The 13,123-nt window shown below is 61.5% G+C and carries 12 protein-coding genes; 5 read left to right on the top strand and 7 right to left on the bottom strand.

Features of this window, described 5'->3' with window-relative positions; translation table 11 throughout:
• Positions 1-41: 41 nt before the first annotated feature.
• From JQS30_RS05670 to dut, 5 genes are all read right to left on the bottom strand, one after another.
• Positions 42-731 (bottom strand): TetR/AcrR family transcriptional regulator, encoded by a 690-nt coding sequence (locus JQS30_RS05670; RefSeq protein WP_213172403.1) that lies wholly within the window; start codon positions 729-731, stop codon positions 42-44.
• 18 nt (positions 732-749) lie between these two features.
• Entirely contained in the window at positions 750-2,336 is a 1,587-nt protein-coding gene (locus JQS30_RS05665) for an MFS transporter (RefSeq protein ID WP_213172402.1), read from the bottom strand.
• Between the two features lie 465 nt (positions 2,337-2,801).
• Entirely contained in the window at positions 2,802-3,713 is a 912-nt protein-coding gene (locus JQS30_RS05660; protein WP_213172401.1) for a DUF3159 domain-containing protein, read from the bottom strand.
• A 221-nt stretch (positions 3,714-3,934) separates the two neighbouring features.
• A complete protein-coding gene (locus JQS30_RS05655; RefSeq protein WP_213172400.1) occupies positions 3,935-4,696 on the bottom strand; it encodes a DUF3710 domain-containing protein in 762 nt (253 codons plus the stop codon).
• A gap of 76 nt (positions 4,697-4,772) precedes the next feature.
• Entirely contained in the window at positions 4,773-5,249 is a 477-nt protein-coding gene (dut, locus tag JQS30_RS05650) for a dUTP diphosphatase (RefSeq protein WP_213172978.1), read from the bottom strand.
• Positions 5,250-5,388: 139 nt separating this feature from the next.
• Here dut and JQS30_RS05645 point away from each other — a divergent pair, with 139 nt between their 5' ends.
• Positions 5,389-5,910 (top strand): DUF3093 domain-containing protein, encoded by a 522-nt coding sequence (locus JQS30_RS05645; protein ID WP_246498074.1) that lies wholly within the window; start codon positions 5,389-5,391, stop codon positions 5,908-5,910.
• Between the two features lie 323 nt (positions 5,911-6,233).
• Here the strand turns inward: JQS30_RS05645 and JQS30_RS05640 are convergent, their stop codons facing one another.
• A complete protein-coding gene (locus tag JQS30_RS05640) occupies positions 6,234-6,542 on the bottom strand; it encodes a DUF4193 domain-containing protein (protein WP_213172399.1) in 309 nt (102 codons plus the stop codon).
• A 270-nt stretch (positions 6,543-6,812) separates the two neighbouring features.
• Between JQS30_RS05640 and JQS30_RS05635 the strand changes: the two genes are divergently transcribed.
• From JQS30_RS05635 to JQS30_RS05625, 3 genes are all read left to right on the top strand, one after another.
• Positions 6,813-7,328 (top strand): LytR C-terminal domain-containing protein, encoded by a 516-nt coding sequence (locus JQS30_RS05635; protein WP_213172398.1) that lies wholly within the window; start codon positions 6,813-6,815, stop codon positions 7,326-7,328.
• Between the two features lie 151 nt (positions 7,329-7,479).
• The gene (locus JQS30_RS05630) at positions 7,480-9,165 is read left to right on the top strand and encodes an RNA polymerase sigma factor (protein WP_343076151.1); all 1,686 of its coding nucleotides are present in this window, start codon (positions 7,480-7,482) and stop codon (positions 9,163-9,165) included.
• 340 nt (positions 9,166-9,505) lie between these two features.
• Positions 9,506-9,751, top strand: coding sequence for a DUF7455 domain-containing protein (locus JQS30_RS05625; protein WP_213172397.1), 246 nt, complete (start codon positions 9,506-9,508; stop codon positions 9,749-9,751).
• Positions 9,752-9,994: 243 nt separating this feature from the next.
• On the opposite strand, the gene JQS30_RS05620 is transcribed toward JQS30_RS05625, so the two are convergent.
• Positions 9,995-11,707 carry a DEAD/DEAH box helicase gene (locus tag JQS30_RS05620; protein ID WP_213172975.1) on the bottom strand — a complete coding sequence of 571 codons (1,713 nt, stop codon included), beginning with the start codon at positions 11,705-11,707 and terminating at the stop codon, positions 9,995-9,997.
• 234 nt (positions 11,708-11,941) lie between these two features.
• On the opposite strand from JQS30_RS05620, the gene JQS30_RS05615 reads away from it, so the two are divergent.
• A complete protein-coding gene (locus tag JQS30_RS05615; protein WP_213172396.1) occupies positions 11,942-13,063 on the top strand; it encodes a hypothetical protein in 1,122 nt (373 codons plus the stop codon).
• Positions 13,064-13,123: the final 60 nt, after the last annotated feature.

Genomic DNA, 13,123 nt, shown 5'->3' with positions numbered 1-13,123 from the left:
TCTGTGACGCGGCCGGGTCTGGGGAGCTTCCCGCCTCCCGTTTAGTCCTCGGTGGTGGCGGCGATGCCTGCGAGGAGGTTGTCCACTACTGATTCAACGAGGTCTTCGCGGCCGTGTAGGTCGGGGAATACTTGGTAGATGTTGATCGCCATGAGTGGGCTGATGAACATGGCCAGGGCCAGTTGGAGGTCGATGTCGGGCCGCACTTCGCCCCGTTCGATTCCTGCGGCGATGACCGCGCGGATGAACTCTCTGCGTTTGTCGAGGGGCTTGTGTCCTTCCGACATGGCGGTGGGGTTGACGGCCAGTTCGAGGGTCATGGCTCGGATCACGGCGCGGTCGCGTTCGGAGAAGTCGGTGCGAAAGCTCTTGCCGATGAGGATGAGGTCTTCGCGGATGGACCGTCCTGGTAGTTCGGCGGGGAGCGGCTGCTTCATGGAGTGGATGGCCTCGGAGAGCAACGCGGATTTGTTGGGCCAGCGCCGATAGATCGTGGCTTTTGAAACGCCCGCCTTTGCCGCGACGGCTTCTATGGAGACCGCTTGGATTGATCCGAGGTCTGCGATGAGGTCGAGGGTGGCTTCGAGAATCGCGGTGCTGGTGGAGGCGCAGCGGGGCCGCCCCCGCCCGGCTGGTGTCGCTGGGCGGGGGCGAGTGTCCGAGGTGTCGCGGGGGGCATCGTTGGCCTTGGCGAGGTTCGGCTCGTGTTCGTCGGCTTGATCGTCTTTCACGGGTGGTGCTCTTTTCGGTTATCGCAGCCGAGCGGGCGCGGCTACCGCTGAGGCCGCTGCGAGGGCGTCGGACTCATCATGGCTGTCGGTTCTGACTTTCTTGGGGAAGTACTTGGCGGCTACCACTATGCCAAGCATGGAGATCACGCCGGCGACCACTGCGGTGGTGTGTAGGGCTCCGATGAACGATTCGATTGCGGGCCCCATGATCGCCTCGGTGTCGCCGCCGATGTTTTCGCTGTAGCCGTAGGTGGCGGCGATGGATTCGGCGGCCGAGGGTGGGATATCCATGTCGAGATTGTCGCTGAGGTCGGAGCGGTAGGCCTGGGCTAGCACGGTTCCCAAGACTGCGACGCCAAAGGAGCCTGCGGTTTGGCGAACGGCGTTGGCCACGGCTGATCCGACTCCGGCTCTTTCGCGGGGCAGGGAGGCCATGATGGTGTTCATGGCTGGGGGCATGATGTTGGCCATTGCCGCTGCTTGTAGGAAGAATTGTAGGAGCGGCACCCACAGCGGTGTCGTTTCGTCAAGGAATAGGTAGCTGATGAAGACGCCGGACATGACGGTCATGGCGATGATGCCAACGGCGCGGGAGCCGAATTTGTCGGTCATGGTGGAGCTGAGGGGGGCGAAGATTATTTGGCCGACGGCGAAGGCCATCATCATGAGACCGACGTGGAAGGGGCTGAGACCCCTCACGATTTGTAGGTAGAAGGCCATGAAGAAGAACAGACCCATTGCGCCAAAGAAGACCAGGAAGATGGCGGTGGTGGCGGATGCGAAGCGTGGCTCTTTGAATAGTCGCACGTCGAGTGCCGCATTGGGGATTCGCAGCTCATAGAGGACGAAGGCGGCTAGGAGCGCGATTCCCAGCACGATGGTGCCCCATACGTCGATGGTGCCCCAGCTGCCGGTTTCTCCGGCGCGGATGACGCCGTAGGTGAGGGTCACCAGGCCGGCGATGGTCAGGATGACACCGATGACGTCGGGGCGTTGGTTGTCGGTGGCTTTGCTTTCGGGGACGAGGAAGCGCACCAGGATGAGTCCCAGGATGACGACGGGGACGTTGATGAGGAAGATCGAGCCCCACCAGAAGTGTTCCAGTAGTGCGCCGCCGGCGACGGGGCCGATGGCGATACCGATGCCGACCGAGGCGGTCCATACGCCGATGGCTTTACCGCGTTCTTTGGCGCTGAAGACGTGGGAAATGATCGCCAATGTGGAGGGCATGATCGCCGCAGCGCCAACTCCGAGGAGTGCGCGGGCGTAGATGAGGTGTTCGGGGGTTTGGGAGTAGGCAGCCAGCACCGAGGCGAGACCGAAGACGGTGAGGCCGATGAGGAGCAGGCGGCGGCGGCCGATGCGGTCGGCGATGACGCCTGCCATGAACAGTAGCCCGGCGAAGACCAGGGTGTAGGAGTTGATGGCCCAGGCTAGTTGGCTCTGATTTGCTCCTAGCCCTTCGTTGGGGTCGGCGAGGACTCGCATGGCGACGTTGAGGATGGTGTTGTCGATGACGACGACGATGAGGCTGATGAGCAGGACGCTGAGGATAGCCCAGCGCCGTGGGTGTCCGGTGTCGGTCTGGGTTTCGTTCACAGTCATGGGTGGCGTTCCTATGCAAGCAGGGCTTTTACTGTACGGCCTGTTTGGGGTGTGCGATGGGTTCTGGTGTTCTTCGATGGGGGTTGGTCGGCGGTGTGGGTGGATTTCAGGATGGCAGCGGGTGCGCCGGTTGAGATTTCCTCATCCTAGGCAAATCCGAAACGATACGGTACCGTTTAGTAATTGAGATCACTGTCATCGGCAGGCCTGGTGTCTCCACGTGCCCACAGCCCCGGCACATCAGGCGCCCGCCTCAACGCTCGATCATTGCGTTTGACCAGCGCACAACAGTGGTGGCCCCGGTGAGAACACCGGGGCCACCACTGGAGGTTATTGAAGCCAACCACCAAAATTCACAGGCCAAACACCTTAGTTGCCTGTAACTCCACCGCAACGGCACCCACATCAGACCAGCCATCACATTGCCGCGGAGCGCTCATAGTTCGCGGACGATCCTGCCGCCTATCAGTGGATCGAGCTGGTACGGGCTGTGGGCGGGACGATGTCGGAGCCCGCCAACAGCTGGTGGTCGTCACGGTTGGTGACTCGGCGCACCGCCCACACCGTCAACGCGGTCAAGGCCAGCGTCAGCGGCCAACCGGTAACAATCGTGGTGATACCCAGTAGCGTCTCCGCATCCACCAAGTACATCCACAACCGCGCTAGGTTCTTAAGGATGAAAACCGCGCCCCACACGAACGTTAGCTGGCAAAACACTCGTACCAGATCCGGGTTGGAACGCCACGTCTTCTTGCCGCCGTCGGCGATGATCGACCAAATCCAGCCGATGATGGGGTGCCTGATCGCCGCTGAGGCAACGAGGGCGACGCCATAAAGGCCTCCCTGGATGATTCCCGGCAAGAACATCTGCCGGGCCTCCCCGGTCCGCAGCGCCAAGAACGCGCCCAACGCGATCCCAATCAATCCATTGATCGCATGCCGAACCGGCTCCCGCTTGATGGCGCGAAAAATCGCGATGGCAACCGCTACAGCCACGGCCGACCCCACTGCCCATTGCAGTCCGGTGAACGGGCCAATCTGAGAAGGCAAGGCAAGGTTGAGAATCACAAAGACCGTGATGGGGACCGCAGCCTCCACCAAGCCCCGCACGCCACCCAATTGCTCCGAAAGCTGTTCGGTGAACGGAGGTAGCGGCTCCTCCTCATCGTCGGACTTCGCTGACCGGTGCCCCGTTCGCTCCGCTGAAGCCTCAGAGCCAAGGTCCGACGAGGGCACAGGCGCAGCGCTGGAGCCGCCGGAATCATCGGCTGTTCCCTCGGAATCGCGAGGAGCCTCCTGGCTCCTCAGCGCGCCAGCGGAGAGGTCGCTATTGCGGTCCTCTGCCGAGGTAGTCCCGGAGGCGGGTATGTCTGTCACGGTCTGTGAAGCCTTCCTCAACGACAGGCTCTCCAGCGGCCTAGCGTCGATTCTCGTCGCTAGGCCAGCAATTCGCGAGCCTGCATGATCATGGCCGCTTTCGCTCGAAACCGGCCCGGCCTGCCCGGGCCGACTCACCAGTACGAACGAGGCGGCGAACGCCGCGCTGTGTGGCGTTCGTCCCACCAGGGTAGATGACGCTGGCGGCGATGCCTACGGCGCTAGCCCTCAGCCGAGCGTGGACGCGGCGACGGACGACGACGTCCCTTCTGCTGCGGCGGCTCTCCCGTGGCGACCATGGCCTTGTCCGAGTCCCCGCCTTGGGCCTTGCGTTCGGCGATGCGACGTGCGGCCTGCTCAGCCATCTCTGGCGGCAACTTCAACGGCAGCCCTTCCCGCACCGGCATCGCCTGTGAGCCGCGATCGACGATCACATTGCGCAGGCATTCGTCCAGCTGCGGAGCCGCGTCTTCGTCTAGGGCGCGCTTGCCTTGAAAACTAGCGCGCACGAACCAACGCGGGCCATCGATGCCCAGGAATCGCACGCGAGTGGAAGCGCCCTTCTTACCAGCTACCTTGGCCAGCAGCTCGGTGCCATAGCGGCCTTCTACCTCAGAGACCGAACCGCCCTGACTCTTGATCTGCTCGCTGATGTCGGCTTGGACGTCTTGCCAAATTCCGGCGGTTCGTGGAGCCGCGAAAACTCCCAGCTGCAAAGCTGAGTCACCGGCGACCAGCACAACCTGGCTGATGTTGCCCTTGGCATCGGTTTGCATTTGCACCCCAATACCTTCGGGGGTAGGCACCCGCATCGAACCCAAATCCAGGCGTTTGATGTCGTCGTCCGGGGCATCGGCGACGTCCCACGGGCCACTCGTGCTGGCCTGCTCGACGTGCGAGTGCTCTTCGGCCAAGGAGTCGAGTACGGCCCCGTCGGTCGTCTTGCGTGCCTCTTTCTTGCCGGACCGTCGCCGCTTAAACACTCTGGTTGCTCCATATCTGCCATCTGGCTGTTCAGTTGACCCAAGTCTCGTTTCGGGCCCGGGAGGGACCGCTTGCCTAGCCCAAGCTGTCGTGGCCACCGGTCGATCCATGACCGCCGTGACCGCGTGGGGTGTCCGACAGCTGATCGACCTCAGTGAACTCGGCTCGCACGACTGGTTGTACCACCAGCTGCGCCAGGCGGTCCCCCACGGCGAAGCTGACGGCGTGGTCGGGGTCCAGATTAATCAGATTGAGCTTCACCTCGCCCCGGTAGCCCGAGTCAATCGTGCCAGGAGAGTTGACTCCGGTCACCCCATGGCGAGCAGCCAATCCTGAGCGAGGGTGCACCAATCCGACATAACCGTCCGGAATTTCCATGGCCAGACCCGTTTTGACCAGTTTACGCTCCCCCGGTTGCAGCGTGAACTCCTCAGCCGAATGCAGGTCGGCCCCCGCGTCTCCGGGGTGCGCATAGGACGGTAGCGGCACAGCCGGATCAAGCCGCTTAATGCCAATGCGCACTGCGGCGGTCACCACGGGCGCTGTGACCATCTCCACGCGTTCACTGGCTTGTGGCCGCACCTCATCGCGCACCAGCGGCCCACCCGCCCCGTCCTCGGAGCGGGCCTCATCGACCGAGCTCACCCTTTGAGTCATATGTCGTCCTCCATGTGCCAGGTATGTTTGAGTCATGTCTGTCAACTCGGCCGCTATCGAAACCGTATCCAAAGACACCACCTCCACAACCGTTCATTACTTCGAACGCATGTACACCCAGTGGTGGATGTGGCTTCTCGGCGCGTCCCTCGGAGTGGGGGCCGGAGCCCTGTTCTTCATGGGAGTGGTCGAATGGTGGCGCATCGCGCCAATGGTGGTTTTCCCCTTGGTTGTCTGGGGCGCACTGTGGTGGATTGGACGAGTGCCCATCCGCGTATCGAGCCAGAATGGGGCCGCGACCCTTTTCGTAGACGACGCCAATGTGCCCCTGAGACATATCGGCGAGGTCGACATTCTGCGTGACACCGCACGGCGCGACGCTATGTCGGTTTCCTTGCACCCGCTGGCATTCGTCATCCAACGCCCCTGGATCAGCTCGGCGGTGCGCATTCACATCACCGATGCCGAAGATCCCACCCCGTACTGGATCATCTCCACTCGGCAGCCAGAGAAGTTGCGGGATACCTTGACGAACCGATCCGCACCATCCGCCTGAGCCCTCCCACGCATGCGTGTAGGTCACATCTGACACCGTCAGCCTCGTTCAGGGTTCGCCATTGCGGCATACACCTTTGACCCGGCACCGAGGACGACGAGATCGCCTATTCACCTCGGCGTTCGTTCGGCTCCTGTGACTGCGCATCAGTGGCCCATGTGGGTGTTGGGTGAAGGCCCATCTCATGCTTTTGCAGTGTGATCACAGCGGAACCGTCTCACTGGCGTTCCCGCACCGTGCCCGCCTTGTCACATATAGCGCCGAGCCCAACGATCCGATGACCGCCGCGAACTCTCAGCGACATATGTTCGCGCAAGGCGCGGTTAGGCCGCGCAATCTCGGCAGATCGGCTGGCCGCGTTTTTCGCCAGCCCATTGGCTGCGGTGGTGGACGAGAAAACAGCTTGAGCAGCGGAACTCATCGTTCTGCATCGGCAGAACCTTGACGGTCAGCTCCTCGTCACCGATATCGGCGCCGGGAAGCTCGAAATTCTCCGCCACCTCGTTCTCATCCACATCGACCTGGCCTGACTGGCCCTCCGCCCGGCGAGCCACCAATGCCTCGATGGAGTCGGTGTTGGTCGTGGTGTCTTCTTCCTTGTTGCGCCGTGGGGCGTCGTAGTCGGTAGCCATCGTGCATTAACTCCTGTTGTGTACGGGCACACCTGTCAATTTGGGGTACTGACCGATGGCTGGTCAGTGGGTTCCTGTTTTGACTCTGTGCAATTTAGTGCGGGCGGCGTACGATACCGCGCGCCGTCCCTTCATATACACCGGGTGGGGCATAATTTCATCCCTAAAGTGGTGAGAAACACCCGTCGGCGCAGCAGTGTACCGCCTCTTTGCCACCCAGGAAGGTGGGACGCGATAGCCTTGGGCAACATCGAATGCCAGGAGGTTGTGGTGCGAATCGCACGGGTGCGAGCCCTCATCTTTGTTTGCGCGTTGGCGCTCATTGCCGGGGTGGCGACAGCGTGGGCTGTCCGCTCGGACAGTCAGCAGGACTATTCAACCGACCGTTGTGAATCCGGCGACATTGAGATCAGCTTGGCTATCCCTGACACCGAGGACATCTCCCTGATCATTTTGAACGGCACCGACCAATCAGGGCTGGCAGACCAAGCCGCCCAACAGTTGGAGGAGCGCGGCTTCAACGTCGTCGATGTGGGCGACTCGGAGGAACGAAACGAGACTCCGGCCATCATCTATTCGGGGCCTGAAACCTTCGGGGCCGGATTGCACGCCTGGGCTTACTTCCACGGCGGACGCTCCGAGTTTAGCTTGGACTACGATCAAGAGGCGGTGACGATTATCCTCGGAAGCCGTTTCCAACAAGTAAAGACGGAATCGGATGCCCGCCTGACGTTTGCCACCCGTGACCGAATCACTGCCCCTGAGGGAACCTGCTCCATCGAATAGGGCTCCTCGGAAGGCTGAACATTGCTGAAAAAGCAGAAACACGACTCAAAACGGCAACGTAGATGGGCAGTTTCCAAATTTCGGCGCTACAATTCACGCCTAGCCCGCTGTGCGCTGCGCACAAGTTGGGCTGCCGACCCAATACCAGCCAATGCTCACTCGCCATGGTGCCCGGTTTTACCGTGCCCACCATTGCCTCGGAAGGTTGCTCGTGACTGACGCACGTCCCAATGGCGCTGACCTCCAGACGTTGACCGACTCACTGCTGCACATGGCGCAGCAGAACGATGGACAGTTGACGTCCGCGAATGTGGCTCATGTCTTGGAGTCGGCTCAGGTCTCCCCCGCTGAAGGCAAGAAGGTGCTGCGGTCTCTGGCCGCCGCCGAGGTCACGGTTGTCGTGGACGGATCGTCCAGCACCCGCAGGAAGAAGGTCTCGGCCGCCCGAGCCGCCACCGCTTCCTCCCGCGCCACCACCGCCAAGGCCCCCAGCGCAAAGAAAGCCGCGAAGAAGGCAGCCAAGAAAAAGGTTGCCACCACTGAGGCTGAGACTGAGCCCACTGCAGACGACGCCACCGCCAGCGCCGCGAAGAAGGCCGCCAAGAAATCTACGAAGAAGGCGGCTAAGAAGGCCACCAAAAAGGTAGCGAAGAAGGTCGCGAAGAAGGCGGCCAAGAAGATCGACGAAGAAGCCGTTTCCGACGCCGATGAGCCCACCCCCGAGGAAGTCCTAGCCGAAGAGGCTGCCGCTGAGGCTGGCCCCGCTAAGAAGAAGTCGAAGAAGGCTTCGAAGAAGTCCTCTAAGAAGTCCGCCAAAAAGGGCAAGGGCAAAGACGGCGACGAGGAGATGGAGTTCGAGTGGGACGATGAGGATTCCGAGGCGCTGAAGCAGGCTCGTAAGGACGCGGAGATGACCGCGTCAGCTGACTCTGTGCGTGCTTACCTCAAGCAGATCGGTAAAGTCCCGCTGCTGAACGCGGCTCAGGAAGTCGAGCTCGCCAAGCGCATCGAAGCGGGCTTGTACGCGGTTGAGACGCTTCGCCAGCGCGCTGAGGCCGGTGAAGAGTTGCCGGTGCAGGTTCGTCGGGATTTGAAGTGGATCTCGCGTGACGGCGAACGCGCCAAAGACCACCTGCTGGAGGCTAACTTGCGGCTGGTGGTTTCGCTTGCGAAGCGTTACACCGGTCGTGGCATGGCCTTCCTGGACTTGATTCAGGAAGGAAACCTGGGTCTTATCCGCGCAGTCGAGAAGTTCGACTACACCAAGGGTTACAAATTCTCCACCTACGCGACGTGGTGGATTCGCCAGGCGATTACCCGGGCGATGGCCGACCAGGCCCGCACCATTCGTATTCCGGTGCACATGGTCGAGGTCATCAACAAGCTCGGACGCATCCAACGCGAGTTGCTTCAGGACCTGGGTCGCGAACCTTCGCCCGAAGAATTGGCGAAGGAAATGGACATTTCGCCTGAAAAGGTGTTGGAGATCCAGCAGTACGCGCGGGAGCCCATTTCACTGGATCAGACGATCGGAGATGAGGGCGACAGTCAGCTAGGTGACTTCATCGAGGATTCGGAGGCCGTTGTGGCCGTCGACGCGGTGTCGTTCTCTCTGCTGCAGGGGCAGCTGCAGCAGGTCTTGCAGACGCTGTCTGAGCGTGAGGCGGGCGTGGTGCGGCTGCGGTTCGGCCTCACTGACGGCCAGCCCCGTACGCTCGACGAGATTGGTCAAGTTTACGGGGTCACCAGGGAACGAATTCGACAAATCGAGTCGAAGACGATGTCGAAGCTGCGGCATCCCTCTCGGTCCCAGGTTCTGCGCGATTACCTGGATTAAAGGCGCAAAAGGCATGGCGTCGCTCACCCATTCGAGTGAGTTTGGATACTTGGGGTGAGGACGCTATGAGGTTTTTGCCGCGCTTATGCGTCTGTCGATTTGCCCAACGGCATCTAGTCGGATAACGTGTGAGCCTACAACCCAACCCAGTACTCGTGACCTCAATCTCAGTCGCGTGTTTTTGGGAAGAGGGAGTACTGTAGAGGCGTTGACCGGTATGAGTGGGTAACCTGACAGGGAACCACTTGCCTGGCAACAACATGATAGGCACCAGACGGCGCAAGCTGTCAGCCCGCTTCGGCGGGATTGTCCATTGCAACCGGTCACAGCGGAGGAAGGTATGACATCCACCCTGACGTCCCCGCCCGAGACGGACGAACGTCCCCTTGCGGGAGAGCGCTGCGATCGGTGTAGCGCTGCGGCGAAATTGCGCATCTTGCTTACCGGCGGAGACGACCTTGTCTTCTGCGGGCACCACGCAAATGCCTACGCCGAGCAGCTGATACCGATTGCCGTAGATTTCATGGTCGAAGCAGAGTTCGACTGGCGCGGAAGCGACCTTATGCCTACGGCGTCAGAAAACTAACATCAACGAGACTTTAGAAAAAGGGCAGGCGCCTGTTGGGATGCCTGCCCTTTTGCCATGCCGTGACCGCCTCGAGGCCAAGCGGTATCGCCTATCTCCAGTCGTCCTCACACGAAAGCCCGTGGTCTTACCCACGGGCTTTCGCTTATCGTCTCAGTGATTGTGACTCTGAGTGAGCCCGGTCGAAGCCTGGCCAATTTTTCGGTCACCGGGTGTTGGCTTCCGGCCCCGATTTAGTGGCGTCTACCAGGAGCGGATCGTCTCGATGCGCTGCTGGAGCTGCTCGATGGTGGCTTGTGCGCTTGGAGGCCCTCCACAGACCGATCGCAGCTTGGCGTGAATTTTTCCGTGCGGCTCACCGGTGACGCTGTTACGCGCTCCCACCAGTGCGTTGAGCTGTTTGCGCAATGTCAGGCGTCGCTGCGCGTTTGTCATTTGTGGCTCGGCGGGAGTCGCTGGCCGTGCCTCGCTGCGATCCGAACCGCTCTTTTGTGACGCGATTTGTTCGCTTTGCCGTTTACGTAGCAACAGCTGCACTTGTTCGGCGGTCAACAGGCCTGGGAGCCCCAGGAACTCCTGTTCCTCGACCGAACCGGCCTGGACTGGCATCCCGAAGGTGTCGCCATCAAAGATGACATGGTCCAGTTCGGCGCTGGCTTCTAGGGTTTCCCGCTGTCCGGTTTCTAGGCCCGGCTCGTTGAGTTGCCGGTTTGCCTCAACCAGGAGCTGGTCGGGGTCCTCGTCATTGCTTTTGGCGACAATGACGTGGTCTCGGTCGGCCTCCATATTGGCTGCCAGTTCGAGCAGGGGGGCGACACTGGGGAGGAAAATTGAGGCAGTCTCGCCTTGCCGGCGTGCCCGCACAAACCGGCCCACGGCCTGGGCGAAGAATAGCGGCGTGTGGGCATTGGTCGCGTACACCCCCACTGCTAGGCGCGGGATGTCGACGCCCTCGGAGACCATACGCACCGCGATCATCCACTCCTGATCGGACTCGGCGAACTTCGCGATCCGGTCAGAGGCTCCCACATCGTCAGACAGCACTAGTTCGGCTTCCTTACCGACCACATTGCGCAGGATCTTGGCATAGGCGCGGGCGGTGTTTTGGTCGCTGGCGATGACCAGGCCGCCCGCGTCTGGAATTCCCGAGGCTCGCAGCGATTGCAATCGCGCGTCGGCGGCCCGCAGGACTTGCTTGATCCAATCCCCGCTGGGATCTAGCGCGGTACGCCACGCGTGCGAGGTGAGGTCCTTGGTCAGAGGTTCACCAAGGCGCACTGCCAGCTCTTCTCCGGCCGAGGAACGCCACTTGGCCTGTCCGGAGTAGGCCATAAACATGACAGGACGCACGACACCGTCGGCCAACGCGTCGCGATAGCCGTAGGTCGAGTCCGAACTAGATCGCATGCTGCCGTCGGCCCCCGTCTCATAGTCGACGAAGGGAATCGGATTGGCATCGGAGCGAAACGGGGTGCCGGTGAGGGCTAGGCGCCGTTCGGCCTCGTCGAAAGCGGTCTTGACACCATCGCCCCAGGACCGGGAGTCGCCAGCGTGGTGGATCTCGTCGAGGATGACCAGGGTACGGCGGGCGAGCGTGCGGCGGCGGTGGACAGCCGGGTCAGCGCCAACTTGCGCGTAGGTGAGAACGACCCCGTGATAGTCCGACGCCGAGTGCACGTTCGCATTGCGAAAGTTGGGGTCCAGGTGAATACCGACCCGGTGCGCGGCTGCGGACCATTGCGTCTTGAGGTGTTCGGTGGGAGCTACGACGGTGACTTGTTCGACGGTGCCATCAGAGAGCAGGTCATAGGCGATGCGCAAGGCGAACGTGGTTTTTCCAGCTCCGGGTGTGGCCACCGCGAGGAAGTCATTGCTGCGGTTGCGATGGTAGTTCACCATCGCTTTGCGCTGCCAGATCCGCAAGGACGGAAGAGTTTCGGGATCGGCAGTCGGCATCATGCCTGGGGTCCTCCTTGGATGTGAAGCTAGTGTGCGCCTCAACGAGTGTAGAGCGTGACAGAGACGATCGGTGGCAGGATTGCGTCCTGAGGCGACCTAGTCACTGTCCCTGGTAGGACGGCCGCGGGTGGGCGCGAACTGGGGTGCGATACGCATTCACCTGGCGTGTGTGTGACCTAGCTCTCGCCACGATCGTGCACCTTTTGGGTGACGGCCAGTCGTCTGTCTCTAATGCACAAACAAACACGATCGGCTCGGATCGGAGCCACGCTACTCACTTCGGCGGCGCTGCTCACCGCCTGTTCGGGCAACGACTCCGCCGAGGATCACGGCTCAGCCATTTCGCAGGAGGACCTAGATCGGATCAGCACCGCGATGGCGGATGTCAACACGACATCGGGCGAGTTGCGCATCCTCGGAAGCCGTCTCATGAACCACTGCATGGAGAATTACGGCTTCGACGTCCACCCGCAGTTGCCACGAACGAACTTCGATGACGACTTTGTCTTCCACGCGCTTCCGGGCACGCCGCCGCTGGACTCGTCCTATCTGGTGAGCCCCGAGACGGCGCGTGAGGAGGGGTTTGGAATTTTCGCGGAGTGGACGGACGTGACGGCCGAGGACTACATACACCCCGACATGGCCGACTCGAATCCCGACTTCCTCGCGCGGGGTCGCGAATACGCCGACCAGTACTTCTATGTGCAAAGCGGCCGTGAACCAGCGGAGGACTCCATACAGACCATGGAGGAATTCCTGGAATCGCTCGAGGCGGAGCCCGAGAGCGCCGCCGGATGCGGAGGCGAGGTCGCCTCCTGGCTGTATGCGGACGAAACCCCGGGTCTGGAAGATGTCAATCCCGAGGACATCACCTACCGCGGCCCGGAACCGCCGGTGCCCGACGGGGTTATCACCGAGGCGTGGAAACTGGACTTCCCGACCCCGGAGGCGAACCAGGCCATGGAGCGATGGAACGACTGCCTTGAAGAGCGCGGCAACTCCCGCATCAAAGAGTTGGGAAGCATACCGCCGTATGTACGCAGCTTCTACGTCCAACCACCAGGGACCGATGATGAGGGAAGCCTATGGTGGACCGGGGAGGGGTCCGACCCTGGATATATGCCCGCCCCCTCGTGGGCTCCGCTGGAGTTCGACGAGGCGGCTGAACGCGAGATCGCTCTGGCTGTGGACGTGGCCGAGTGTTCGGAGGAGACCGACTTCAAGGCGACTCTCCAACATGAGTGGGACCAGATGCTTGGGAAAATGGCCATCGAGCACGAGGCCGCGCTGTACGTGTGGCGCGACCAAATGGAGGCCGCGTTGGTCCGAGCTCAGGAAGTCTTGGCCGAGTAGGCGAACGTCGCGGGAAACCTCTTACATCCCAAGTGGACACTGAGCGGGCTCCTCAGTTAA

It is taken from the genome of Natronoglycomyces albus, from assembly GCF_016925535.1.
GTDB lineage: Bacteria > Actinomycetota > Actinomycetes > Mycobacteriales > Micromonosporaceae > Natronoglycomyces > Natronoglycomyces albus.
The sequence above is the reverse complement of the archived record's forward strand: the minus strand, read 5'-3'. Positions and strand labels throughout refer to the sequence as shown.